We start from the raw sequence: 26,668 nt of genomic DNA on the forward strand, positions 1-26,668 counted from the left end.
ATGCGGACTAAAGTCCTCACTACAAACCTGCAAGGCTTTTAGTCCTCACTACAAACATATTTTATGCGGACTAAAGTCCTCACTACAAACCTGCAAGGCTTTTCGTCCTCACTACAAACATATTTTATGCGGACTAAAGTCCTCACTACAAACCTGGTTTAAGTAATGGGGTGAAAATAAAATGCTGCGGCCAACACAATGTATGTTGCTAAAAGCAGCACTCCTTCCAGCCAATTAGAGCGCCCATCGAGACTAATAAGATTAGCAATTGTCACCGCAATCGCAACTGCAACCACTTCAAACGGATTAAAGTTCAAATCCATCGGCTGATGAATCACAATACCGATAATCACCAACACTGGCGCTACCAACAAAGCAACTAACAAACTCGAACCCATCGCCACAGAAACCGACAAATCCATATTGTTTTTTAGTGCAACTCCCACCGCCGTTACGTATTCCGCCGCGCCACCCACAATCGGCAACAGAATTACGCCTGTAAACAATGGCGTCAATCCCAATCCTTTGGTAGTTTCTTCGACAACACCCACGAAAATTTCTGATTCAAAAGCAACTGCCACTGTTGAAGCAACTAGCACACCTAGCCACAGCCACAAATTCGGTTTGTGTGCAGTAGATTCATCGGTATTTTCAGCATCTTCTAACTCTAGTATGCCAACTTCGTAAAGATAGCTGTGAGTTTTTAAGGAAAATAGCAGTGTTAGGGCGTAAACTGCAATTAGGACGATCGCAGTTATTAACGAAAGATTCTGAATGGCTGAGGGTTCGACTCCATTTGATGTGTAAATTACCATTGTTGGCAGCAGAATCGCAATCACTGCCAGAGTCATGGTGGAACCGTTGACTCGCGCGATAATTGGCTTGAATTCTTGTTCTTTGTAGCGGATTCCTCCTAGCAACATGGAAAATCCCATGACTAAGAGTAAGTTGCTGATAATTGTGCCGGTGATGCTGGCTTTCACAATGTCAATTAAGCCCGCTTTGAGAGCAACTATGGCGATAATTAATTCCGTAGCATTGCCGAAGACTGCATTTAATAACCCGCCGATGGATGGCCCTGTGACGATCGCCACTTCTTCTGTCGCTGTGCTCAACCAAATCGCCAGAGGTATAATGCCTAAGGCGGATGTGATGAAAACTGTGAGGGATCCCCAGTGCAAATGCTCGGCGGCGATGGAAATGGGGATAAAAATTAGCAGCGCTATGGAAAGAATTTTTTTGATTGACATAGGGACTCGGATGGTGTAATCAAGGTAAGGTCGAGTTGTCAGGGCGATCGCCAATTTGATTTTACATCAATACGCTTGGCCTCAGAAGACCGGGCGCTTAAAATCGCGTCTATACAAACACTCACGCACCTCCGTGGGTTGAAGACAAGACGATTAAAATTACGCGATATTCTTTACACCTATCGGAGTGGACGAAAGTTTTTATAGACACGGTTTCAACCGTACATCCTATCTGAGAAACAGTGCACCATCATTGCGAATGCTTAGGGATCTTTTATCCAAATCTAAATCAGTTGTCTCGTCTAATCTTACTTCCACTGTTCCTTCACCAACAGGTTTCAAGCTCGCTTTCAATAATGCACCATCTTGTCGCCTAAATACAATTGAGGCAGGTAGTGTCAGTGCTTGCAGCGAGACTGTTGAATTTTCGGCTAAGCTGCGACGGTTAGTTTGTCCCACTACTTGATAATATAGTCGATCGTTCGTTTTATTCGTTAATCTCACATTGGCTTTGCCATTAACGGGAACCATCTTACCGTCTGGAACTCTTTCTGGTTCGTTAGTTTGGGCAATTTCGCCAGCCAAACTCGCATTCTGGGTAAAAGGTAAAAAGCTGCTACCTGCTACGGCTAAGGTGACAGCCAGTAGGCTTGCTATCCAGGTTTTGTCGATCGCTAGTTTGGACATTATTTTGTTGGATGATGTGAGATGTTTCTGACTTAAAATCACTAATGAAACGCAGAAAGAATAAATAATACGATTATCAAAAATATTGCCACATAAAAATTAGAGGCGATCGCCTGTAGGGAAACGGCAATGCCGTGTCCGGCGGGGAGTTATGCTACAGACGGATAATTTGTATATAAGTAATCACTGTAGCAAGACTTTTTCACATTTGTCTAATCATGAAAAATCAAAAAATAAGGAAGGAAGGAAGAAGGAATAAATAAGATTTTTCTCATTTCCCTATCTCCTGCTCCTTCCTTGTGCCATTGTCTCCCACTCGCTTCTAGCAACAGCTATTCAACCCAACGCACGCGCACAAAATGAGCTTCCCGTCCCCAAAAGTCGTGACTGACAGAAATATCAACAATACTCAAATTAAACGGAATAGCAGTTGTCACGTAGCGCTGGGCCAGAGCCCCCAGATCGGGAGCTAACTGAGCTGCTGTCGCCGCTGCGGCACCCAAGCCCAAAAGTTGCAGGATCGGCCCCTTAGGCAGAGCTAAATTGATGCCGACAGCAAGACCAGCAGTCAGCAGCATTGCCACCGACAAATTGGTGCCGCAGCGGGGATGTACGGCTAAATCCCACTCTCCGCTGGCAATCCGCTGCAATGCCAACTCGACTGCATGGCGCAACTGTGTAATGTTGACGCGGCCGTACAGATAAAATCCTTGGTCTGTGGACATCCCGCCCAATAACTGATTGTCGGCTCTTGCTGTCGGCGTACCGCCTGATTGGCTGAGTACCCAAACCGTAGCGTGTTCCAACGCATGAACTTGGCGCAAAGTCAAGATTTCCTTCAAACCGGGAACAAAATCGAGTTGTCGCAACAAGTCAGCATCTTGATGACGCTGCGGGGCAAAGTCAAAAGGAAATTCGCTGGCGCGCGAAGAACTCGAAGCAGCATTGGTCGTCATGTCAAAACGCCTCCACAAATGTCAGATTTTAAATTTTAGAGGTTAGATTCACGGTTGAACGCGTTTGCCTGCGCGAAACTCTCCAGAAAACCGTCTGCCTTTAGCATCTGTAATTATGCCTCTGCCGTGGGGCAGTCCCTTACGCAATTCGCCTTCGTAGCGAATGCCGTTGGGGAAGCTGCAATTACCTTTGCCGTCTAGCTTTTCATTGAAAAACTGACCGTCGCAGCGCGTGCCGTCCGATCGGGTAAAAACTCCTCGACCAAACGGGTTTCCTGCGAAAAACTGTCCGGCGTAGCGATCGCCGCTAGCAAAGATAAATTGTCCTTGACCGTGCGGCTGGCTGCTAGAAGCCCCACCGCCAACTTGTTGAACAATTTCAAATGTTCCCCTGTAGCGATCGCCCGTAGCAAAAATAGCTTCTCCCCTAACGATCAGACCGTTGCGGAACTCTCCCACCATGCGGTCATCGTTGGCGAACAAGAATGTGCCTTGACCGTTGGGCACGCCGTTACGAAACTCTCCTTCGTAGCGATCGCCCTTGGAGTATACGTATACTCCTTGTCCCTGAGGTCGGCCGTTAACGAAATTTCCTTCATAATTGTCGCCATTCTCGTAGTTGCATCTGACTCGACCGTTGGGCGGAGAGCCTTCACAAGCTGGAGGGCGCTTTTGTTCTGCTGCTGGGGCCGCCAGTGACGACTGAGTGTTGGCAGCCAGACAGAGGCATCCTACCCCCGAACTAACCAACATCAAGATTCCGAATTTTTTAATTGAGCGAAGCATGACGGTTCTCAATTTTCTTTCTAAGGATTGAGCTAAATTTTGCATCAAATTGGGTTCTGGGCAACTCGGGGAGATTTTTCTCCCACCATTTTAGAAACCTCTACACCGTTTTCTTCTAGAACCACAACCGGGTCGGCTCCTGATTTGAAATCAACCCGTTTGATCAGCACCTGCCCGCTGGCAATCCGCTGTCCTACCTTGATATACCGACTTGTTGGCTCGTTGGGTGCTTTCACAATTACCAGTATGTCATTACCAACTCGGACTACGCCACTAACTTCAACTCCTTTGGCATTGTCTGTCGAAGGGGGTGGTGGTGGCGGCGCTGGGGGTGGTGGTGGGTTCGGATCTTGCCAGGAGGGCGGGGCCGTTAATTCTGGCAGCTTGGGCAGGCCGGGCAGTTCCCTGGTGGCGATGTTGGGAATTGTGGGAGGTTTGGGGGGGCCGGGGGGGCGTGCCGCTGTCGGTGATGGGCGTGCCGCTGTCGCTGATGGGCGTGCCGCTGTCGCTGATGGGCGTGCCGCTGTCGCTGATGGGCTGGCTGTGGTGCCTTTGGGGAAGCCCGGTATAGAGGGAACTCCCGGTATAGATGATGCCGGAGCTCCAGCGACAGTTGGGGAGCCGGCAGGTCTAGCTCCCGGGCGCCCTCGTCGGGCTGGTTGGCCTGGGGTGGCGCCTGTTGGGAAACCCGGTACAGAGGGCACTCCAGGTATTGATGCGGGAGAGCCTCCGACAGTTGGGGAGCCGGCAGGTCTGGCTCCCGGGCGTGCCGGTCTCGTGCCGGAGCCTGGGGCTGCGCCTGTTGTGATGCCCGGTAGAGAAGGCAGTCCGGGTATTGAGGCCGGAACTCCTGCGATGTCTGGGGAGCCGGCTGGTCTGGATCCGGGGCGTCCTGGTCTGGATCCGGGGCGTCCGGGGGCTGCCTGAGGACGCGCTGAAATTGGTGGCCGCCATTGGGGGGGTATGGAGGTTAACGGCAAATTGGGCAGGCTCGATACCTGCGCTGGGCTTTGGGGTTTGGGAAGTTCGGCAATTGTGATGCCGCCAGGGCCCCTTCTCGGTCGCGGTACTGGCGTCCACTGAGGCGGGTTTTTTTCGTCCGGTAGCTTGGGCAGATTTGGCACCTGTCGGACTGGCAGGTTGGGGAGTTCGCTGCCGGCCCCGCTGCCGTCTGTTCTGAGGGGTTGAGGGGGAAGGACTGAGAATGGGTCGCTGGCTTTGCCGGGGATCGCGGTCTGTGGAATTGCCGCCGCGCCGTTTGAAGGAGATCCCGCTGATGTCTTTTTGGCCTCGATGTCTGTTTGAGCTTGTCTGGCGCGTTCGTCGGGGTTTGTCGATCGGATTAAGCCGGGAGGCTGGGCCGCTACTACCGGGGAGGGGAATGTTTGAGCTGCCGGAGTGGGACTGGCCGCGGCTCCTGGAGTTCCGGGAGCTGCGGCGCCCGGTGATGCTGATGTTGTACCGGGACTGATACTAGGAGTGGGAGTGGGACTGGCCGTGTCGCCGCCCCCGTCCCCGCCGCATCCCCCGATCGAGAAAGCCAGGATTCCTATAGTTGCAAAATATAAAAATTTACGCATTGCCGATCGTCCCCAAACGCCTGACTTTTAATTGATCGAAATGGCAATTGCAGTTGCTATTTGCCGTTTTTCAGTTTTACCACTGTTTGATGGTATGCGATCGCTTTTAAATTGCCAAGTTTTCCCGAGGTTCTGATGTTGGAGCCGAGGCTGGGTTTTCGGGAGCAGGTTAGGATATCAAGGGCAGTGGTTGTTCAAAATATTGAATCAATAAGGGTATTGTTATGGTGGCAAAAGTGATTTTGAAGCGAATTTGGCGATCGGGCATTGTTTCGGCGGCAGTTTTGACGGCAGTTGGCTCCGTGGCAAGCTCCAATGTGGATTCTGATTCGCATCAGCCCGAAACTAAAGTGATGGCATTGGTGTCCGATGTGAGTTTCCCACAGCTCGATCGCGCTTTTACAGGCTCTCCAACTCCAACCACCAACAGGTACTCTCAGTTTCGCCGCGGCCCGTCAAATCCCGGTACCCAACCGCCGGTGAATCAACCGGCTTCTGGGGGAAATCAAAAGGTATTTCAAGCTAAAATCAAACGCCGCGCTGGCGGGACGCCGGTGATTGATGTGGTATTTAACGGCAACAAGACTTTTGAGATGATTGTCGATACCGGGGCGAGCGGCACTTTGATTACTCAGCGGATGGCTACTGCGCTCGGAGTCAGGCAAGTTGGCACCGGGAGAGCGGGGATCGCTGACGGTAGCGTTGTTGAGTTTCCGATCGGGCTGGTGCGATCGATTCGGGTTGGGGGTGCTGCGATCCAAAATGTCGAAGTGGCAATTTCGAAACAAATGGAAATTGGTCTGCTCGGTCACGATTTCTTTGGCAATTACGATATAAAAATCAAAAAAGATGTTGTAGAGTTTTACGTTCGCTGAGAGTGAGCCGATGCGGAAACCAATGTGGGTTCGCATCCTGTAAAGCTATTGGCAGCCCGGTCAAGATTGTTTAATTTATTTCTCGATTGACTAGCAAAACGCCACCGAGTATGGTATGGTTTTGATTGTTTCAAGAGCAGTCGAGCGTTGAACAATCCCGAAAAATCCTGGCGCAAAAGCACGATCGCTGTTGGTGAGATCCGTAACTGTCTCCGACAAAAATTCACGGTTGTTCAAGGCAAGGCAATCAATTAGACAATTCGCCCCTCGTCGGGTCGAAATTAGCGCTCGAAATGCTGCGGCGATCGCAAATTTTGGTTGGTGCAAGTGGGGCCGGAACGTCAAAAATCTGTAAACTGATGAGCGGAAGATGTGGTGCAAAATCGGACATCATGACGATCGAGAAATTAATTATTGTAAATAAGGTATTCGCATGGCACAAACGTCTGTATCTCCTGTAGTGCTGATTATTCTAGACGGCTGGGGTTATCGTGAAGCAAAAGACGGAAATGCGATCGCCTTAGCGAAGACGCCCGTAATGGACAGTCTGTGGGCAGCTTATCCCAGAACTCTGATTAACACATCGGGGCGGGCGGTAGGACTTCCGGACGGGCAAATGGGCAACTCGGAGGTAGGTCACTTGAATCTGGGCGCGGGCCGGGTGGTGCCTCAAGAGTTGGTGAGGATCTCGGATGCGGTAGAAGACGGTTCTTTGCTCGACAACCCGGCCCTAGTTCAGCTTTGCCAGGAAGTACGCAGTCGGGGCGGCAAGTTGCACCTGACTGGTCTTTGTTCCGAGGGCGGGGTGCACTCGCACCTCAGTCACATTTTGGGTTTGCTGAAGCTAGCTTCAGCACAGGGAATTTCTGATGTTTGCCTCCACGCGATTACAGACGGGCGCGATACTACTCCGAAAGAAGGTGTGGAAGCTCTCGGCAAAATAGAAAGTTATATCAAACAGGTAGGAGTTGGTCGGATTGCTACCATCAGCGGCCGCTATTACGCCATGGACAGAGACAAGCGCTGGGATCGGGTGCGCCGCGCTTACGAGGTGATGACGACTGAGGGAGCGCCTGACGGTCGATCGGCAGTTGATGTGTTGCAGGCGTCTTATGCTGAAGGAGTGACCGACGAGTTTGCAATTCCGACTCGGATTGCCCCGGGAGCGGTGGCACCGGGAGACGGGATGATTTTCTTCAATTTTCGCCCCGACAGGGCTAGAGAATTGACTCAGGTCTTTGTATCGCCAGATTTTAAAGGGTTTGAACGGCAGTTAATTGAGCCGCTGGCCTTTGGGACTTTTACTCAGTACGACCCGAAACTGTCGGTAAAGGTGGCTTTTCAACCTCAGAATTTGAACAATATTCTGGGCGAGGTGATTTCGGCGCACGGTTTGCGACAGTTGCGGACGGCGGAAACTGAAAAGTACGCTCACGTGACTTATTTTTTTAATGGGGGTCTGGAAGAGCCTTATGAGGGCGAAGACCGCGAGTTGGTGCAGAGCCCGATGGTGGCGACTTACGATGAGGCGCCAGAAATGTCGGCCGCTGAGGTGACGGATGTGGCGCTGGCGGCTTTGTCCAAGGGGATTTATTCGTTTGTGGTGCTTAACTACGCTAACCCCGATATGGTCGGCCATACGGGGATGGTTGATGCGACTGTAATTGCGGTTCAAACTGTGGATAAATGTTTGGGGCACCTGTTAGCCGGGATTTCCAAAGCTGGGGGAACGGCAATTATTATTGCTGACCACGGAAATGCTGAGCTGATGTTCGACGAGAACGGAAATCCTTGGACGGCTCACACTACTAATCCGGTGCCGTTTATTCTGGTAGAAGGCGAAGGTCTGAAGATTCCGGGTCACGGTACTGATGTTGCTCTGAGGGCGGACGGCTGTTTGGCTGATGTGGCGCCGACGATTCTGGAGCTGTTGAGGTTGCCTCAGCCGCCAGAGATGACGGGAAAGTCTATGATTGAACCGGCTAATTTTGAAGTTCGCACCAATCGCACTCCGGTGCGGGTGCGGCTGTAGCAAGTCTGGGCTGGTAGGGACTTAGGCGCCGTGCCCAGAGGTGTCAAATTAAGGCTCAAAACCTTTGTATCTCTGGTTTGTATCCAAGTCTAGATCCCCCTAAATCCCCCTTAAGAAGGGGGACTTTGAGAAAACTCCGGTTCCCCCCTTAAGAAGGGGGGCTAGGGGGGATCAGGCCTCGGGTAAAAGCGAGATTTCTCAAGGTTTCCAGGCGATTGTTGACACTTTCGCAAAGGCTGTGCTGTCTCCGCAAGCGAGGTTGTGTGCGATCGACCGAATTTGATATGATAATCAATCACCGATTACTAATTACCAATTACCCCAAATTATGAATATTGTTTCTGTGTTACAAGTTATCTGGTCTTTATCTGCTTTAGGGCTGGTAGTTTTTGTGTTGCTGCACAGTCCTAAAGGTGATGGCATTGGAGGGATTGGCGGACAAGCTCAATTATTTACCAGCGCCAAGAGTGCAGAAACGAGTCTGAATCGAATTACTTGGGGTCTGTCTATTGTGTTTATGGGTTTGACTATAATTTTGAGTGCTGGTTGGCTGACTCCTAAGTTATAAGATTAGAATTTTTAACCACAGATTTAGCCAGATAAACGCAGATACAGGCAGATGAAGTTGATATAATCTGAATTAATCTGCGTTTATTTTTATGTATCTGCGGTCATAAAAATGCGGTTGTGGAAAGTTACGAGAAAGCTGCGATTGCTCGCAAGTGCGGGATTGGCTTTATGTTGTTTTAGCCTGATAATTTTAACTCAGGTGAATGCTGCGGCGGTGAGTCTTGCTCCTCTGGCGAATAATTGGCCCGCTCCCCAGGTTCGTGCTTTGCCGCCAACGCTGGCTAATTGGCAAGATTCAACGGCTAGCGGTGATTATTTCGATCGAGTTAAAGAACCGAAAGTCGGTCATTTGCTGTGGTCTAAGTTCCCGATTCTGGTTTATGTTGAGCGTCCGGTTGATGCTAAAAAGTCTGAAGAATGGGTGGGGGCTGTGTTGGGTGTGGTGCGGGAATGGGCGGTTTATTTGCCTTTGCAAGTGGTGGATAGTTCCGAGGGAGCTGATATTAGAATTTTATGTCAGGCTCCGCCTTTGCGTCAAGGGCTTTTGCGATCGCGCTCTGGGGAATCCACCTATGAGTTGTACGCCCGCGTGGATGGGGATAAAACTGTTTTATCTCATCGATTTTCGGTTTATTTGAATCCGAATCAAGTGGGTAAATATGTTCCAGCGACGGCGCGCCACGAGTTGGGACACGCCTTGGGAATTTGGGGCCACAGTTTGCTGGAAACTGATGTGCTTTATTTCTCTCAGGTGCGGAATCCTCCGGCTATTTCTGCGAGGGATGTTAATACTTTGAAGCGGATTTATCAGCAGCCAACTCGTTTGGGCTGGGAATTGTAATTTTGGTTTGTAATATAGTTTCTGATGCACGCACGCAGCCTCAGAAACCCGGTTTCTTCGTATATTTCTCGTTCCTAGACGCAAAATTTCGTAGAAACCGGGTTTCTTTCCACCCATGAGTATGCCCCGAAACTGTCCCAAGTGTCGCTCCATAACACAATAATTAATAGGAAATAGACTAATAATGAAAGATGAATGTTTTGGGATTGTGCCTATTTTGGGAAATGGCTCTGATAGCTTGTTTTTGTTGATTCAACATCAAGCTGGACATTGGGCGTTTCCGAAAGGTCATCCGAATCCAGGGGAATCTCCAGCGGAAACGGCTAGGCGGGAATTTGCGGAGGAAACTGGTATATCGGATTTTGAAATGCTGGATGAGCCGAGTTTTACGGAACACTATTCTTTTGTTCAGGATGGGGAGCCGATTGACAAAACTGTGACTTATTTTTTAGGCTTTGTCAGTTCGATGGATGTGGTTTTGCAAGTGGAGGAAGTTCAAAATTCTGCTTGGGTTTCTGGTGAGGAAGCTATTAAGTTGATTACTTTTGAGGCCAACCGTCGTATGTTCGGGGAGGTTAAGGCATTTTTAGATGGGAGGAAGGACTGAAGTCCTCACTAGAAAACTATTTTCTAGGTTCGTAGTGAGGACTTCAGTCCTCTGATTTTGATGCGGACTGAAGTCCTCACTACGAACCTATTTTCTGGGGTCATTAAGAAACCCGGTAACTTTTGCGATACCGGGTTTTTTAAGTGTTAGATTTTGTTGGCGAATTTTGCCACCAATTTCAGGTTATTTGTTGATTTTTTGTGCTTTGGCGTGATGTTTCAGGCGAGCGAAAACGTTGTAGGCATCGGGGCCGGGATTACCGTGTTCGACAGCGCCGTCGATGGGGCCGTCGATGGCTTTCCAAGCAGGAATTCCGCCTTTTAGTTCGGCTACTTTTCTAAAGCCTGCTGCGCGCAGCAGATTGGCCGCTTCTGCTGTTTGTGCGTCGGTTTCGCCGTAGATGTAGATGTCGCGTTCGGGCTCTAGGCTGGATTTGGCGCGCTCTACTAATTCGTCCATTGGCATCGGTGCGGCGCCGGTAATGCGACTTTTGTCGAAGCTTTCAAAATCGCGGGCGTCGATGATTGTGAGTCCGGGTTCGCCCCAGTCTAAACGGGATTTGAGGTCGTGGCTGGATACTTGGGCTTTTAATCCGGGTGGGGTGGGAGTTAAATCTGGTAGTTTTTGTTTGATGTCTGCAATTTGGTCGGGAATAGTTTTCATGGGTAAACTTGTGTTTAATGCTTTGATTGCAATGTAACGAAATGTGTAGGTTGGATGCGTCTTTCTAAAGGCAGAATCCGGTATTGAACTAAAGTCGCAGTTAAGTTGAATTGCTGGTGGTTGACTGCGGTTGCGATCGCTATTTTTGTTGAGGTTGCTAAGCTGTAGCCGGCTTGGATGCCGATTGTTTTGATTGAAATGTACGATCGCTCTGATTGACTGTGGATATTTTGAAGCGCGATCGTCTGGGCAGTTATTGTATCAAAAAATCACATTTTAGTCAATCCCAATTATTTTAAAATCAAATTTGCATGGATTGTGCGCGGCCTCGCGCGCTATTGTCCTCAGAAGTCTAGATGTTTTTCAGAAGAATTTCTGGTAAGATTTGATACTAACAATAGGTATTTAAAGGTATACATATGTCTGAGAAAAATGAAATTGCGGTGTCTAAAACTTTGACACCTCAAGAGCAAGCGGTTTGGGATGCGAAGGCGAAAGTTCGGGTATTGCTGAATTTGTGGGATTTGGGCGGCAGTCAGATTGCGGTAAAAAAGGGGGATTTGACTAAGCGAATTGTCCGCACTAATGAGACGAGTCAGAGGTATCTGGAAGTGCTCGCGCAGTTGCAGGAAGCTGGGGCGATTGAGTATTCGCTGGTAAATCGGGTGACGCGGGTGGAGTTGAGCGCGAAGGGGAAAGAGGTTTTAACGCAGGGCTTGAAAAGTAGTGATTCTCTGTTTGAGTTTGATGGTTCTCAAATCGGTACTCGGCTAGGAAATGCTTTGCTGAAGTGGATTCGGCATCAGGATGGTGCGGCGAGTGTTGCTGTGGAGACGGGGAAAAAGGATGGAGGGGCGATCGACTCCTATGACAATTTTAAGTCCCAAGCCCTTGCCCTCTTTGAGAAATTGGACAAAGGCTACAACTACAGCGGACTGGTCCCGATCTGGCATCTGCGCCGTGAGCTAGGAGAACGGGTTAGCCGGGAGGATTTCCAAGACTTGATTATGCAGATGCAGGGCGATCGTTTATTTTATCTCCAAAGTGGAGAGGCTCGTGGAGCAACTGATGAACAAAAACGAGACTCGATCAGTGACGACGTAAGAGGTCTTTTATTTTTCGCTAGCAAACCATCTTGAGATTGAGACAGAAAACAATGACAGATCCATATACACTCTTTGAAGAAGCACGCAAGCAACAGCCCAATCCTTTCAGATTGAAACCCATCGTCAGCGCGAATGAGGTTTGGGGTGAAGTCGTGACTAATCTCGCGGATCTAAACCAACAGGTTGACACAACAATCTATAAAGCAATTTCTGAAGTCCGCCAAAAATATTCTGATAAAATCGGGATTGCAATCAGAGGTGATAGAGGCACAGGCAAAAGTCATACAATTCACCGGATATGGAAAACTATTGAGCGTGATGGTGGAGCTGTATTTGCCTACATTCCTCAATTTACTAACGCTAGTCGAATTGACTCCCATGTGCGGTTCCATCTTTCACTCAGCTTTAAGCACCAGGATGTCAGAGGAGTAACGCAATGGCAGCAACTTGCTGCGTCTATGATTGCGACTCTTAGGGGAACTGAATTTGAAGAAAAATACCAGCCCTATCTTGAAAAATGCAATCATCCTGAAGAATTAAGGAAATACCTCATCCAAAATCTCAACCAAGAGCAACGCTTTCAATTTATTGATGAGGTAATTGAAGCAATCTTAGAATATCAACATGACCTTGACTTTAATTTTTTGAGAGCAGTTTTATTTCTCCTATTTAAAACTGCTCCAATTGCTCAAATCGGTATGGCTTGGATTCAAGGCATCGATCATCCTGAAACCAGGCAAAGAGGTTTACCAGAGTTTTCGCAGCAAGAACAAGATTCAAAATCTATTTGGTTCATAGAGCAGATATGTAAGCTTGCTGGAGTTTCATCACGACCAGTATTGATTTGTTTCGATCAATTAGATCAAGTTAGTGTTGGTAATGACTGCGGAGATAGCGCAGCTCAAATAGTAGCTAGCTGCATAGATAGAATTTACTTTCAATGTAGCAATGTACTTCTCCTCTGTTGCGTTATTAGCGATACATGGAGGGAAATTGAACTAATGGGAAGTGGTATACCCGATCGTGTAGGTCAATGGTCTGTAGCTACAAACCCACCTACTGCCGATCAGATGTTAGAGCTTGTTAAATTGAGGCTATGTTGGTTTCACAGCAAAAACAATCTAAATTATGATGATTACCAGAATTTATATCCTTTCGATGCTACTGAAATCAGCGGGATTGCAAGTAGAGCTGCTGGTGTACGAGACTTAATGAAATGGTGTGCTGAAAAATTTGATTCAATGGAAATTGTAGATCCATTGACTGCAATAATAGACCCGCTTGACAATAAACGGCAAGAGTTTGTTGCTGCTTATAAAGAACTCTTGATTCGAGTTTCAGTGCCAGATAAAAACGATGAGCAGTTAGCTACTATTATTGCCTGTACAATGCGAATGATTCCTAATGGTGGAACCGAAAATGTAATAATTACTTCGGTCACACATATTAAGCAGACTGGTCACGATCTACATTTGATTGTTGATGGCTACGATTCACTGCAACAAAAAGTAGTAAAAATTGGAGTACGAGTTTCTGAAACTCAGACTGGCAGGACATTCAATGCAGTAATGGAAAGACTCCTGAAATATACAAAACATAACATTACTCGTGGTTGCTTAGTTCGCTCAACACCTGTTCCTCTCAGTTGGAAGAAAGGCAAACAGCTTGAAAATAAACTTGTACAGCAACAAGGAGGTGAAGTTGTTGTTCTAAAAAAGGATGAGATCAAGCCTTTAGCAGCACTTCATCAAATTTATGAAGAGGCTGAGAACTACGGGTTTACTAAGCAGGAGGTGATCGAATTTGTTAAAGAATTAAACCTGGCTGGTGAAAATCTACTACTTTGTGAAATTCTAAGCGCTCCTACTTAATATGAATCTTGAAATCATTAAGGGTATTCAATTACCGGCTTGTGATGTTGAACTGCTCACATTAGGCAGGCTAATTGCTGTGCCATTCAGGCAGCATATCAGAGAAGGTGAGGTAGTCTGGCTCTATCCCAGCCAACACCTTCCTGATGATCTTAGGCTCGATCAATACTATCAGCCTCAATATTTGAGGAAGGCTGAAAGTGCATTTGCTGAAATTCAAACATATCCTATCCAGGTCAAAGCATGGGCGCGTTGTGAATATCATTGGCGGATTAATTCACAGCAAAAGTACCTTCTAGATCGAATTGCAAACTCAACGGTTTGGAACTTGGAAGCTTTAGAACATATTTTTGAACAATACCAAGTTCTCAAGCTATTGATTTTACGAGTTTATCGCCTGTCTCATCCTTGCTTAGTCAATGTAAAAACAGACTCAGGAGCCTTCTATCGGCCACAGTTTGAGGATGTGATGGCAATGAACAGCGAGAGTGATACTCCGGTGATTTCTGAAGCTAGTTTTTATAAGCGTAAAGCTCTCTTGGTGGCTGGAGAGGTCTATCCTTATAAAAATTTAGAAGCTTTGCAGTTGCAAGTTGACCAAATTTGTAGTAGCAATTTAGCTGCTAATCAGCTCAACCATGAACTCAAAATGTTTCTCGGTTGGTCAGAAAAATCACCAACAACACAATCATACCCCGATTTAGGTTGGATCGAAACAATTTCACAAATCGGCAACTCTAGCGACGGTAATGGCTTTGAAAAATTAGTCCGCAAAAGTCTGATCGAGCTAGGTTTCGGAAATTCTAACCACAAACCAGAAGCCAGTCTCGATCCAGAATCAACCGGAGGCGCTGGCGGATTAGATTTCTACTGTGAAACTCCCTATCAAGTAGTGGGAGAATGCAAAGCTACCAAAAGTGAAACTGTCGCTGATGGAACGCCAGCCCAACTTATCAAGTTAGGACACAAGCACCTTCAGGAACAATACAACTCCTGTATTAAGATAATTATGGCCGCTGGTGAGTTAAACAGACACGCTAACAAAACTGCGATCGGAAACCAGATGAATGTCCTGCGCCCTGAAACATTGCAAAAACTTGTTGAATTAAAAGCTAAATATCCAGGTTCGATTAATTTATTAGACTTAAAACATTGTTTGCAGAAAGAGCCGTTTGGTGCAGAGGCTGATGTTAAAGTGAATCGTTATCTTGAGCGAGTTTGGGAAAATCTTAAAGTGCGATCGCACTTAGTGCAACTTGTGAAAGATTATTTGGAAAAAACCCAATCTCAAAATGTGGGATTTAGCGAACTCTACGGCGTTTATGCCTACTCAAATCCGCCTCAACCTTTGTTAAGTCGAAAACAATTGCATGAAGTTACAGTCGAACTTGCTTCACCGCTGACGGGTTATTTAGGGCGAGAAAAGGGAAGTGATGCGGAGGGCGATCGCTTTTATTTCCTGCGCGATTTGCCGATCGATGATTGAGATGCGTCAAGGGCGATTCCCTAGGGGATAGCTTCGCCCCGCGTACTTCATCTAATCTCCTAGACAGAATCAGGATCTACACCCAACTCTCGCAACCTCGCCGCCAATCTTTCAGCGCGTTGACGTTCCGTTGCAGCTTGCTGTCCAAGTTCCTGCAATCGAGCTTGTTCTTCCTTAATCAACCCTTCCACCAATGGCGGACATAATATTTCACTCACTGATAATCTCAGATTGGGAAATACTACAGATACCATTTCCTCACCAGGCAAGTAATCTACCTGTGCATAACTCTCTTCACCTTCTGGAAATGCCGCAACTCGTACTCGCTGTCTGTTTTGCGCCGGGTCAACAATCACATATTCCGGCACGTTAGCTAGTTCGTACTCTACTCGTTTAGTTATATAATCTGCCCGCCGATCTTGACTGACAACTTCTATTACTAATAACGGTGTTTCATCAAAGTCAAGGATGCCGGAACCGGGTCTGGCTAAAGCTTGTTGCCACAAACTTTCTGTGCAGACGACGACATCAGGAATTCGGGATGTCGCATCTTCTGTTCTGACTCCTACAGAAGTTTTTACTACTACATCTAGATTGTGTTCAGCTAGATAACGCTGTAATTTATAAACCCAAAATTCGCAGATGCTTGTATGTAATGCGCTAGCCGTTGCCATTGGTATTAATTTGCCTTTGTACAATTCATATTTTACGTCGTCCTTGCTCTGATAAACTTTGTATTCTTCAAAGGTCAATGTGGGCGAAGTATCGAGCTGTTTTTCTTCGATTGCTGGCACAACAGATTGAGACATATTTTTTTACCTATCTCGATAGTTTGCTATTCTACTCAACTCTAATCTTAACACTCAAGGTATTGGTTCAGAAAATGCCGATCGCCCTCAGCGAGATTATTTTCCCAAAACAATATCATTTATAAAAAAATTTTACTGCCAAACAAGAGTTGGGTGTATTTCGTCAATCCCATGTGTAAGGTGCGTCGCTATAATATTGTCAGTTTAATCCCAGAGATTTTTCGAGCGACGCACCCTACGAATTCTGTGGCATCTGTTTTGAAAAATGCTATAAATATTTGGTTGGGTTCACCATTTGGGCGAGATCCTCAACAAGGCCGTAGCAGCCTCGCTGTCGAGAGGTCTAGAGAAAAAGTACCCCTGACCGTACTCGCAGCCGATCGCCCGCATTTGAGCCAATTGCACGGCGGTTTCGACACCTTCTGCGACTACCTCCATCCCCAAACTGCGCGCCAGCATGACGATCGCCCGCACGATTTCCAAATTTTCTCCCGCTGCTCCGATGCGACTGACAAAAGAGCGATCGACTTTCAAAATGTTAATTGGGAATTTGTGCAAATAACTCAGAGACGAATAACCTGTACCAAAATCATCAATACACAGCTCAATTCCCAACTCTCTCAACTGCGAAAGCATCGCCGCCGCGGCTTCGCCATCTTCCATCACCACACTTTCGGTAATCTCTAACTTCAAACAGCGAGCGTCAACACCAGTTTCCTGCAAAACTTGCTTAATTTGCTCGATCGACTCCGGCTCCGAAAACTGCCTCCCGGAAAGATTGACTGCGACTGTCAGCCGCGAATTTCCCACTGGTAAATTCAAACTCCGCCACTGAATAATTTGGCGGCAGCTTTCGTTCAAAACCCACAAACCCAAAGGCATAATTAAGCCTGTTTCTTCCGCCATCGCAATAAATTCCATCGGCGAAACTAAACCGCGTTCTGGGTGCAGCCAGCGCACCAGCGCTTCAAATCCGATAACCGAGCCGCTTTTCAAACAAACTATCGGCTGATAATAAACAGTAAAAGGACATTCCAATGTAGGAGGAGCAAATTGTGATTTCGGACGCTCCAGCTTCCAGTCTATTTCGCAGAATGGGGAGTTTTCGCCCGCCACCCCGCCTGCAAAATCCACGATCGAATATGTCAAATTCAGTTCTTCAATCGACTGCCGCAAATCGTTTTCCAAGTTCATCAAAGCCACAGCCCGAGTGTGCATCGAACTTGTAAACACTTCGTAACGAGCTTTACCGAGAGCTTTTGCTCGATACATTGCAATATCAGCATCGCGCAAAATATCTCCCGGCCACTGATATTTGTCAGTGCTCAAAGCAATGCCGATGCTAGCAGTAATTAAAACTTTATGACCTTCTAAATAAAGCGGTCGTTCGATCGCCTTCAGAATTTGCTTGGCTTGGGCGATCGCCTCATCAACACCTTGAATTTCTTCCAACAAAATCACAAACTCATCTCCGCCCAGACGCGCCGTCGTATCCCCCGGGCGCAAACAAGTCAAGAGACGGCGAGCGATCGCCACCAACAGCCGATCGCCCGTGCGGTGTCCCTGGCTGTCATTAATCACCTTAAACCTGTCCAAATCGAGAAACAGCACCGCAAATTGATAGCTCTGATGCCGTTGGACGCGCGCAAAAGCTTGGCCTAACCTGTCAGTCAACAAAGCCCGATTCGGCAATTCCGTCAGCGCGTCGTGCAAAGCATCGTGCAACAATTGGTCTTCCGCCACCTTGCGCTCAGTCACGTCGTGACAGTTGACAACAATTCCCCGCACCGAAGGTTCTGAGAGCAAATTAGTCGCCACTGCTTCCAACACGCACCAGAAACCGTCCTTGTGCCGCACTCGGTATTCCGCCAATCCCAGCCCAACTCTCGGCATTTGGATAACACCGTTGAAAACTTGCTCCACCATCGGCAATTCATCGGGGTGAATCCAGTCAAATACAGAGCGGCCGAGCACTTCCCCCGTCGGGTAGCCTAAAATCCGCTCCAAGGAAGGAGATACATAGCGGCAAAAGCCTTTCTCGTCGAGAATTACAATAATGTCTCTAGCATTTTCAATCAGCGAGCGAAAACGCTTTTCGCTTTGGCGCAGTTCTTGTTCTGTGCGCTTGCGATCGGTAATGTCGGTATTCATGTAAATCTGACCGACTATTTTCCCCGTGCTATCTTTAATCGCATCGGCGCGCAGCAGCACTTGCAAAATCTGGCCGCTTTTGGTGCGGTTGGTAATTTCACCACACCAAGAATAACCGCGGGCGATCGTATCGAGCACCTCCCTGGCGACTGCGGGGTCAGCAACAACAGCCAGTATACCTCCAGCGAGTTTAAATTCCTCTGCGGTTTCCCACTCAAATAGCTGAGAAAACGCTGGATTTTGATAGATGTGAGTGCCGTTGGCATCGCTAATGCCGATCGCGTCGCTCGAACTTTCCACCGCCTTGCGAGTCAGCACCAGAGCTTCTTCTGCCCGTTTGCGCTCGGTAATGTCAATCCCTACCAGACAAGCGGCGTTACCCCGATCGTACTTTTGAGCCACAATCAAATAGTGTCCCGCCGACTGTCCGCCGTCAGTTTTCACCTTAGCGCTGAGTTCTTTAACCGTTTCTGTAGCGTCGCCGGCAAAAAACTCCACCACAAAAGAGTAAAAATCCGAGCTCGCGCCCAGAAAACCGATATCTTGACCGACAAAGGCCGACGGCGACAAACCGTGAAGTTTGGCTAAGTGGCGGTTGACACCCAAATAGCGCAAATCCGAGCTAATCCAAGATACTATGCCCGGAACTGCTTCCAAAATCGTTTGCAGTTGGTCGTTAGCTTGCTGCAAAGCTTCCTGCACTTCGATGCGTTCGGATAAATCCGACTGAGTTCCGACGAAGTGAGTCAAATTACCGCTGTCGTCTCGCAGGGGAGATAGCGACAATTTGTTCCAAAAAGGAGTACCATCTTTGCGGTAATTTTTGATGGTCACCTGCAATGCTAGACCTTCGCGCAAGGCGTCGCGGATTTTAGCTACCGTAGCGCGATCCGTATCGGGGCCTTGCAAAAATCGGCAGTTGCGGCCCAAGATTTCACGGGCGCAGTACCCTGTAATCCGTTCAAAGGCCGGATTGCAATAAATTATGGGACAGTCGGGTGCGCTGGCGTCAGCAATGACAATACCGCTAGTAGTAGCAGCCAAAGCTCGATCGCGCAGCCACAGTGCTTCTGAGGCCGTATGGCCGCCGATACCCCCCACTTCACCTAAATTAGAAATTGACTGGTTATCCCGATTTCCCATCAGCCAAACTTTCAAGCAAACCTTTGCAATTTCCGAGTTGTTTCTTACTTTAACGTTTTTCAGGACTTGCGAACGTACATTGTATCTTGACCTGTAACTAAGCCGGATTTCGCCTTAGTTGTTAGTCGTATTTTCTACCCTTGCTCCCGGGGCATTTACAAACAGCGCATCTTAACTGTCGCAGTGAAAAACCCTCTCGCCCTATCACCCTCTCGCCCTCTCGCCCTGTTCCCGAATCCTCGCGCTCCGTCAATCAAGATGCACAGCAGCTTATTTACCAGGAGTCGCAGCTTGACCCGCAGGAGGCGTAATATTAATCAACGGTAGAGCCCCATTGCCGCCCATTACTGTCGGAAACTGACCGTTCCATTTTTTAATTGCTTGCTGCTGCAAAAGTTCGGGAGTTAAAGTTTGCCGCTGCAACCGCCCAGGTTCTGCTTGTCCCTTAGCCCGATTAACTTCGGCTTGAGCATCTTGGGTGGCTTTTTTGACTGTAAATTCTGCTTGTTTGGCTTCTTGTTCTGCTATCTGTTTGGCTTCGATGGCTTTACTAAATTCTGGAGAAAACCCAAAGTTCACCAAGGATACATCTCGGACTATCACCCCGTAAGGTGCCAAGCGATTTTTGAGAGAGTTATCAATTTCTGTTTTGAGTTGTGTGCGTTGAGTAATAATTTCTTCTGCTGTTTTTTTTGAAGTTGCTGCTTTGAGGACTTCGGAAATTGCCGGACTGAGAATGCTATTAACAATTTCTTCTTCGTCTCCTACTTGCTGGAAGACTTGCTTGACTTTGGCGGGGTCTATGTTCCAGTTAATTGCCAAGTCTGTACTAACTTTTTGCAAGTCTTTGGATGCTGCATCTGCTTTGAGGTCTGTTTTTTGCACCCGAACGGTCAGGGTTTTGACAGAAGTGACGATCGGCAGTATCGGGTGGATGCCTTCATCTAAAATCGCGTTATCAACTTTGCCGAAGCGCATCATCACGCCGCGCTTCCCGGCGCCGACTATGGCAAAAGGTTTTAAAATTAAGGCGGCGATGATGAAGACGATGCCGCCGACGGTATAAAGAGCGAGGTTGTAGCGAACACTATTCTTGGTTTTCATATGTTAATTCAGCTATTTTATGTTACGGAATGTGAGTTTTTCTTGCAGTCTTATCCAAGATGATAGCTTGATGTTAATGGTGCAACAATTCATAAATTCATTGATTGTTTTCAGAAAAGTCATATACTTTGATGGTACCAGAGCCTCTGAACTGTAAAAAGTCTACAATTCCAGTTAGACCGCAACAGTATCTGTAAGATGCGGATACATCGACAATCTCTAAATGCGATCGAAAATCTAATAGCGACGCACCTTAGGATCGCAAATTAAATAACTTACAATTTTAATTGTCATTGTGGGGTGGGCGCCAGAGCCCGCCCACCCCACAAACTTGTGCAAGTTATTAAATTTTCATTCCTTACACATTGAAGCAATCAAACAAACCCAATAATTGTTCTATAGCAACATTTTTTATAAACCGTATTAATTACCGAACTGCTTTTCCTTCTTCCTTCTTTTGATCCGCTCGCGCAGCCGAAGGGCTTCTTCCTTTTTCCTTCAGTCAACTGAATGCTGTCAACTCTTCGACTTCGCGAGCGCGCAAGCTGTCAACTCTTCGACTTCGCGAGCGCGCAAGCTGTCAACTCTTCGACTTCGCGAGCGCGCAAGCTGTCAACTGTCAATTCTAGAGCGTGGGTCTCGGCAAGCCTTACTCACGCCTCCCAAGTATAAAAAAAGACTCGTTGCACCTGTGGTGAATTTATAGCGACAAACAATAAAAATCCGAGATTAAAAATGCCACAAAATAAGCTAAGGTAAGATGAGAACGGTTCAATAAAGATATCTAATGTTGCAGCGACACCCTTGGCCGCAGACAATTGAAGAGGCGATCGCCATTCAAGAACAGCTCCGGTCAGAGGTAATTACCGAAAATCAACTGGGGACAGTTCGGTATATCGCAGGCGTAGATGTCGGCTACGACAGCGCAGACAACGTATCGTTGGCGGCTGTAACAGTTCTGAGCTTTCCCGACTTGCAATTACAGCAGCAGGCTGTGGTTCGCAGTCCGACAGCTTTTCCTTACCTTCCCGGTTTCCTGTCTTTTCGAGAAGTGCCGGCAGTCCTCGACGCTTTAGAAAAAATCAGTTTGAGACCAGACTTGATCTTGTGCGACGGTCAAGGACTAGCCCATCCCCGCAGGTTCGGTCTTGCGTGCCACTTGGGAGTTTTGACAGGAATTGCAACGATCGGAGTTGCCAAAACTAGATTTATCGGAGAACATTCAGAAGTAGGGTTCGAGCGGGGCAGTTGGCAGCCCTTGCTGCACGAGGGATCAACCGTAGGAGCAGCACTAAGGACGCAAACAGGGATCAAACCGATTTATGTATCGATCGGTCATAAGGTAAACTTGATAACGGCGATCGAGTACGTCCTGCACAGCGCGCCGAGATATCGCTTGCCAGAAACAACTCGATCGGCAGATCACCTAACATCAGGATAATTGGCAAGCCCGGAAGACATCAAAAAAATGAAAAGTAAAAAGACAAAAAAGCATCCCTCTTTAGACTTTGAATTTTTGAGGTGTCACCGTCGAGTCGAAAAATCTTCTGAGTGTATCGCCAATCAGCTTTCGGTTCCATCCTTCCAGCGAAATAAAGAATGACTGTACCTGAGAAAGAGGTATAAAAGTTGGGGGATTTATAGAATGATTGAAAGACAGCAACCTGCTTAAACATTGGCGGCTCTAACGGAGAGTGCCCGGGCGTGAACTATTTTTAGTTCACATTTGTAAATTATCAAACATTCAGGCTGCGACTTAAACTAAAAGTTTATACTCGTCAGATGACGTTTCATAATTTACCGTCTGATATCTCACCACTAACTGGGAGTACCCACGACAGTGGGAGGCGAAGGGGCGATCGAGCTAAAAAATCACAAAACAAACAAGGAGACAGTCATGGCTGAGAAAAGCAAACGCGGATTCGCTTCTATGGACGCCGAAAAACAGCGCGCAATTGCTAGCAAAGGCGGAAAAGCAGCGCACGAGAAAGGAACTGCACACGAATTCACCCCTGAAGAAGCCAGAGAAGCTGGTCAAAAAGGTGGCGAAGCTGTCAGCAGAAATCGCGAACACATGGCTCAAATTGGTCGCGAAGGTGGCCGCAAAAGCCGCAAAAGCGAAGCCTAAGTCTCTTGACGCTTTGGCTGCAACGAAAGATAGCCCGATCGTTGCAGATGGAGACTCAGCAGTAGCAGGCGATCCGGTTTGAGGAGGTGGGGCGAGCTAAGTGGCGCAATCAGCGAGATAGAGCGCCCCACTTCCCAAAAATGCGATCGCCAGCGCACCCCTCGCTGCACAACGCCAGAAAACCGCCCAGCAATAAGTTTTGAGCAATTGCTGGCAAAAATCATTAACCAAGCTGCACTCGGTCAATGATACTGCGGGAAACAAAAGCTGGAAGCGCGATGGTGCCCCTCAACAACAAGCGAACCCGAGCTAAAAAAGCCCCTATTTCGGGGCTTTTTTGTTGGGATGCTGCAAATATTTTCTCCTACAAATAACATTAGACTGGGATGGCGACAATAATTAGCAGGGACTCCGAAAGCGCCCATCCACAATTTTTGGTTGTGGGAGGTCGATCGTAGCAGCCTGGGAAATTTGATTAAAAGGACTCATACCAATTTTATAAAGATTTGCTAGAGATGAACTCTTAGCCCCCCCAAAGCATCGGGGGGGTTGGGGGGGGTGATTGTATAACACTACTTTAGAAAAAGGACTCAGACAATGCAAGTCTCAAAGACTGTCCCCAAATATTGAGTCCTAGATTTAAATCAGTTAAGATTTTTTTATATTTTCAGCAAACTATAGCATCATGACAAACCAGCTCACTTTAGCATGGACAGAGGCTGGGGTACGTCAAACTCGAACGATTCAACACGGACAGCCGACCAAAAATCCCGGTACCCTGAGACTCGGGCGAGATCCGGCGAAGTGCGATGTAGTATTTTCCGATTCGAGCGTATCTGGGCTGCACGTCGAAATATTTTTTAATCAAGAATTGCAGGAGTATGCTGTGCGAAATTTGCGCCCCAGCAACCCGCCCCTGCTAGACGGAAAAATTATCGCCCAAGGAGAAGCAAAATTGAATTCGGGAAGCCGCATTCATTTAGGCCAGGTAGAAATCGAGGTGGTGGAAGTATTGGCGGCTGCGGTGGCGAGCCCCCTGACTGTTTTGCTTTCGGCGCCTGCTGCTGAAAGTTCTTCCCCGCCGACGCAGCCTTCAGCCTACGGTTTGCAGTGTCCCAAGTGCAGCCGAATTTCGCCTTACGCGGAGTTGAGTGCGGGGTGTCCGTGGTGCGGCACTTCTCTGGCAGCGGCCGCGAGCGTGGTACTATAAAAATTTACTGATTAGCAAAAAGACTCAGAAAAAAGGCACCAACAACCAGCAGTAAAAACAATAGTTTCAGGTTGATTAAGAGTGATGGCTAATGAACAAAATTATGGGGGTAAAAAAATTCATATTTACCCAAAAACAACGGCTGTATCGCACCTGCAAAACTGCTAGCCGCGCGCGTTGGGCTGTTGCTGCGGCGTTATTTTTTTTTACTGCTCCTTTAGCTGTGAATAAAATTTATCGTGACATCCCATCGGCTCAGGCACAAGCACCAACTGCGCCCAACTTAAAAATGCAAGCATTCCTATTAAATGAACTGGGTGTTAAGCAGTTAAATCAGCGTAAATATCGAGAAGCTTTAGAAACATTTCAAGAACTTTTAGAAGTTTACCAGCAAATCGGCGATCGCGCAGGTGCAGGTCGAACTTTAAATAGCATCGCCACAGTTTACGACCGTTTAGAAGACTACGAAAAAGCTTTAATTTATTACAAACAAGCTTTAGCTATTCGCCAAAAAATAGGCGACAAAAAAGGAGAAGGCATCACCCTCAACGGCACGGCGTCAGTTTACGGCAGTTTGGGTCAATATGCCCAAGCTTTAAAAAATTACGAGCAAGCTATAGCCATTTACAGGGAATTAGGAGAGCTTGAGAGATGGGAAAATTCTCTCAGCAATCTGGCGGGAGTTTACAGAAGGTTAAATTTAGATTCTCAAGCTGTCAAGCTCTACGAAGAAGCTTTGGTCATGGCTCAAAATGCCGGCAATAAAATTGGTGAAAGTGTTATCCTCAACAACCTGGGCTTTGTTTATGAAAATCAGCAAAAGTATCCTAAAGCTTTGGAGTATTACCAGCAAGCTTTGATTGCTGCCAAAGCCGCGGGCGATCGAGGAATTGAAGGGACAATTCTCAACAATATCGGTCTAGTTTACAATCTTTTGGGTAAGTACGATCGAGCAGAAAAAATCCTCTTGGAGGCGATCGCCATTTGGGATGCGCTGCGAGTGGGCATGATTGACGCCGATCGCGTTAGCAATTTTGACAAGCAAGTGGATACCTATGGTTTTCTGCAAACAGCCTTAGTTGCTCAGCAGAAAACCGATCGCGCCCTAGAAATTGCCGAACGGGGAAGGGCGAGAGCTTTTGTAGAGTTATTAACTAAAAAGCAGTCGGAAAATCTCCAGAATCAACTAAATGTTGAACCGCCGACTGTCAGTCAAATCAAGGAAATTGCGAAAGCACAAAATGCGACATTAATTGAGTATTCTGTAATTAGCAGTCGCGAATTATATATTTGGGTGATTCAGCCTACTGGTAAGATGGTTTTTCGCCGCAGCAACTTCGCTAATATAGATGCAGGTTTGGGAGAAATTTCTGAAGTGACGAGAGTTGCGGCTGCTGTTGATAGGGGAACACCACAATCTGAGACTATTCTGACAGAGTTCGTGCGCGGCACCCGCGAAGCTGCGGGCGCAGAAACTAACGCTACTAACAGCACTTCTACTCGCTGTCGGGGTAAAAATTGTTTGCAGCAAATGTATCGACTGTTGATTGAACCGATTGCTGATGTATTGCCGGCAAATCCCAAAGCAAAAATTATTTTTATTCCCCATCAATCTCTGTTTTTGGTTCCCTTTCCTGCTTTGCAAGATGCAGAGGGAAAATATTTAATCACCAAACATACTATTTTGACAGCGCCAGCAATTCAAATATTGCAGTTAACTCGAACACTGAGACAGCGCAGGCGAGAAAACAATCAATTACCGTCGCCAGAAAAAGACATATTGATAGTAGGAAATCCAGAAATGCCTTTGATTGGCCATCCGCCGCGGCAGTTAGCGCCACTTCCGGGATCGGAAACAGAAGCGATCGCGATCGCGCAAATTCTCAACACCAAACCCCTAATTGGCAAACAAGCGACTGAAACCTTGGTTAAGCAACTGATGCTGGATGCTAAAATTATTCACTTGGCAACTCACGGCTTGCTCAATGAATTGACAGAGAATCAAGTACCGGGGGCGATCGCCCTGGCTGCATCTCCAACGGATGACGGTTTGCTGACGGACAGCGAAATCATAGATTTGCGACTGCAAGCTGAATTAGTGGTACTGAGTGCCTGCAATACTGGTAGAGGTAGGATTACTGGCGACGGCGTGATGGGATTGTCTCGATCTCTGATGACTGCGGGTGCTACGAGTGTTGTTGTCTCGCTTTGGTATGTTCCAGATGAGCCTACCAGTTTGTTAATGATGGAGTTTTATCGCCAAATGCAGGCAAATCCCGACAAGGCGCAAGCACTGGGCCAAGCCATGCTCACAGTGGCGAAGGAATATCCTAACTCTAGCAACTGGGCGGCATTTACTCTAATGGGAGAATCAGATTAATAGGATTTTAGATTTTAGATTTTAGATTTTAGATTGGGAATGACTTACTGCATAATGGTTTGGAGCTTCCCTAAAGTTGCATCCTTAAAGTTGCATCGTTTTTGGGGACTGGTATCAGCAATTGGCGAGTTTTTCGCAATTTAACGAGGAAAATACTTTCACATTAAAAACGCTTTTGACAAAATCGGGATGCTGCATAAAATCGTTAAATCGAATAACCTATCTAACAGCCACGCCCGACGCTTAGGATGTTCTTAGTTGCTCAAATCATTGCTTTTATTCCTTATTCCTGATGACAAATAAAAAATGACAAATAAAAAATGACAAATAAAAAATGAATACCCTTCGACTACGCTCTTCGCGCGAGCTGACAAATGACTAATGACAAATAACAAATGACTAATAACTAATAACTAATAACTAATAACTAATA

The 26,668-nt window shown here is 47.2% G+C and carries 22 protein-coding genes; 12 read left to right on the forward strand and 10 right to left on the reverse strand.

Going from position 1 to position 26,668, the window contains the following annotated elements; all coding sequences use genetic code 11:
* Window positions 1–158: 158 nt before the first annotated feature.
* The 5 genes from cax to QZW47_RS20810 form a co-directional block, all read right to left on the reverse strand.
* Complete coding sequence (gene cax, locus QZW47_RS20790; protein WP_293130692.1) at window positions 159–1,250, reverse strand: calcium/proton exchanger; 1,092 nt, start codon at window positions 1,248–1,250, stop codon at window positions 159–161.
* Window positions 1,251–1,478: 228 nt separating this feature from the next.
* Entirely contained in the window at window positions 1,479–1,937 is a 459-nt protein-coding gene (locus QZW47_RS20795) for a hypothetical protein (protein ID WP_293130695.1), read from the reverse strand.
* Between the two features lie 332 nt (window positions 1,938–2,269).
* Window positions 2,270–2,893: a DUF6391 domain-containing protein gene (locus QZW47_RS20800; protein ID WP_293130697.1), complete on the reverse strand. Its 624-nt coding sequence runs from the start codon at window positions 2,891–2,893 to the stop codon at window positions 2,270–2,272.
* Window positions 2,894–2,941: 48 nt separating this feature from the next.
* Window positions 2,942–3,679 carry an MORN motif-containing protein gene (locus QZW47_RS20805; RefSeq protein WP_293130699.1) on the reverse strand — a complete coding sequence of 246 codons (738 nt, stop codon included), beginning with the start codon at window positions 3,677–3,679 and terminating at the stop codon, window positions 2,942–2,944.
* Window positions 3,680–3,723: 44 nt separating this feature from the next.
* A complete protein-coding gene (locus QZW47_RS20810) occupies window positions 3,724–5,259 on the reverse strand; it encodes a hypothetical protein (protein ID WP_293130702.1) in 1,536 nt (511 codons plus the stop codon).
* A 224-nt stretch (window positions 5,260–5,483) separates the two neighbouring features.
* Between QZW47_RS20810 and QZW47_RS20815 the strand changes: the two genes are divergently transcribed.
* The 5 genes from QZW47_RS20815 to QZW47_RS20835 all read left to right on the forward strand — a co-directional run bounded on the left by QZW47_RS20815 (window position 5,484) and on the right by QZW47_RS20835 (window position 10,184).
* Window positions 5,484–6,134 carry a retropepsin-like aspartic protease gene (locus QZW47_RS20815; RefSeq protein ID WP_293130705.1) on the forward strand — a complete coding sequence of 217 codons (651 nt, stop codon included), beginning with the start codon at window positions 5,484–5,486 and terminating at the stop codon, window positions 6,132–6,134.
* A 433-nt stretch (window positions 6,135–6,567) separates the two neighbouring features.
* Complete coding sequence (gene gpmI, locus QZW47_RS20820; RefSeq protein ID WP_293130708.1) at window positions 6,568–8,166, forward strand: 2,3-bisphosphoglycerate-independent phosphoglycerate mutase; 1,599 nt, start codon at window positions 6,568–6,570, stop codon at window positions 8,164–8,166.
* 328 nt (window positions 8,167–8,494) lie between these two features.
* Window positions 8,495–8,734, forward strand: a complete 240-nt coding sequence (gene secG / locus QZW47_RS20825; protein ID WP_293130711.1) for a preprotein translocase subunit SecG — start codon at window positions 8,495–8,497, stop codon at window positions 8,732–8,734.
* A 111-nt stretch (window positions 8,735–8,845) separates the two neighbouring features.
* Complete coding sequence (locus QZW47_RS20830) at window positions 8,846–9,577, forward strand: peptidase (RefSeq protein WP_293130714.1); 732 nt, start codon at window positions 8,846–8,848, stop codon at window positions 9,575–9,577.
* A 184-nt stretch (window positions 9,578–9,761) separates the two neighbouring features.
* Window positions 9,762–10,184 (forward strand): NUDIX domain-containing protein, encoded by a 423-nt coding sequence (locus tag QZW47_RS20835; RefSeq protein WP_293130717.1) that lies wholly within the window; start codon window positions 9,762–9,764, stop codon window positions 10,182–10,184.
* Between the two features lie 183 nt (window positions 10,185–10,367).
* Here the strand turns inward: QZW47_RS20835 and QZW47_RS20840 are convergent, their stop codons facing one another.
* Window positions 10,368–10,847, reverse strand: coding sequence for a rhodanese-like domain-containing protein (locus tag QZW47_RS20840; RefSeq protein ID WP_293130720.1), 480 nt, complete (start codon window positions 10,845–10,847; stop codon window positions 10,368–10,370).
* Between the two features lie 419 nt (window positions 10,848–11,266).
* On the opposite strand from QZW47_RS20840, the gene QZW47_RS20845 reads away from it, so the two are divergent.
* Genes QZW47_RS20845 through QZW47_RS20855 form a run of 3 tightly spaced genes read left to right on the forward strand, consistent with a single transcriptional unit; the run spans window position 11,267 to window position 15,310 of the window.
* Window positions 11,267–11,986 carry a hypothetical protein gene (locus tag QZW47_RS20845; protein WP_293130723.1) on the forward strand — a complete coding sequence of 240 codons (720 nt, stop codon included), beginning with the start codon at window positions 11,267–11,269 and terminating at the stop codon, window positions 11,984–11,986.
* Window positions 11,987–12,003: 17 nt separating this feature from the next.
* Window positions 12,004–13,824: a hypothetical protein gene (locus QZW47_RS20850; RefSeq protein ID WP_293130726.1), complete on the forward strand. Its 1,821-nt coding sequence runs from the start codon at window positions 12,004–12,006 to the stop codon at window positions 13,822–13,824.
* Window position 13,825: 1 nt separating this feature from the next.
* Complete coding sequence (locus QZW47_RS20855; protein ID WP_293130729.1) at window positions 13,826–15,310, forward strand: DUF1802 family protein; 1,485 nt, start codon at window positions 13,826–13,828, stop codon at window positions 15,308–15,310.
* Window positions 15,311–15,369: 59 nt separating this feature from the next.
* Here the strand turns inward: QZW47_RS20855 and QZW47_RS20860 are convergent, their stop codons facing one another.
* From QZW47_RS20860 to QZW47_RS20870, 3 genes are all read right to left on the reverse strand, one after another.
* Window positions 15,370–16,119 (reverse strand): Uma2 family endonuclease, encoded by a 750-nt coding sequence (locus QZW47_RS20860; RefSeq protein ID WP_293130731.1) that lies wholly within the window; start codon window positions 16,117–16,119, stop codon window positions 15,370–15,372.
* A 288-nt stretch (window positions 16,120–16,407) separates the two neighbouring features.
* Window positions 16,408–19,413, reverse strand: coding sequence for an EAL domain-containing protein (locus QZW47_RS20865; RefSeq protein WP_293130734.1), 3,006 nt, complete (start codon window positions 19,411–19,413; stop codon window positions 16,408–16,410).
* A 270-nt stretch (window positions 19,414–19,683) separates the two neighbouring features.
* Window positions 19,684–20,517: a prohibitin family protein gene (locus QZW47_RS20870; protein ID WP_293130737.1), complete on the reverse strand. Its 834-nt coding sequence runs from the start codon at window positions 20,515–20,517 to the stop codon at window positions 19,684–19,686.
* 787 nt (window positions 20,518–21,304) lie between these two features.
* Between QZW47_RS20870 and nfi the strand changes: the two genes are divergently transcribed.
* Both nfi and QZW47_RS20880 read left to right on the forward strand, forming a co-directional pair.
* Window positions 21,305–21,958, forward strand: coding sequence for a deoxyribonuclease V (nfi, locus tag QZW47_RS20875; protein WP_293130740.1), 654 nt, complete (start codon window positions 21,305–21,307; stop codon window positions 21,956–21,958).
* A 456-nt stretch (window positions 21,959–22,414) separates the two neighbouring features.
* Window positions 22,415–22,645 (forward strand): KGG domain-containing protein, encoded by a 231-nt coding sequence (locus QZW47_RS20880; protein ID WP_293130743.1) that lies wholly within the window; start codon window positions 22,415–22,417, stop codon window positions 22,643–22,645.
* Here the strand turns inward: QZW47_RS20880 and QZW47_RS20885 are convergent.
* Entirely contained in the window at window positions 22,642–22,869 is a 228-nt protein-coding gene (locus tag QZW47_RS20885) for a hypothetical protein (RefSeq protein WP_293130746.1), read from the reverse strand. The two genes, QZW47_RS20880 and QZW47_RS20885, sit on opposite strands and share 4 nt — an antisense overlap.
* A 461-nt stretch (window positions 22,870–23,330) precedes the next feature.
* Between QZW47_RS20885 and QZW47_RS20890 the strand changes: the two genes are divergently transcribed.
* Window positions 23,331–23,855: an FHA domain-containing protein gene (locus QZW47_RS20890; RefSeq protein ID WP_293130749.1), complete on the forward strand. Its 525-nt coding sequence runs from the start codon at window positions 23,331–23,333 to the stop codon at window positions 23,853–23,855.
* Window positions 23,856–23,946: 91 nt separating this feature from the next.
* Window positions 23,947–26,235 (forward strand): CHAT domain-containing tetratricopeptide repeat protein, encoded by a 2,289-nt coding sequence (locus QZW47_RS20895; RefSeq protein ID WP_293130752.1) that lies wholly within the window; start codon window positions 23,947–23,949, stop codon window positions 26,233–26,235.
* The last annotated feature ends 433 nt before the right edge of the window (window positions 26,236–26,668 follow it).

It is taken from the genome of Microcoleus sp. bin38.metabat.b11b12b14.051, assembly GCF_013299165.1.
GTDB lineage: Bacteria > Cyanobacteriota > Cyanobacteriia > Cyanobacteriales > Microcoleaceae > Microcoleus.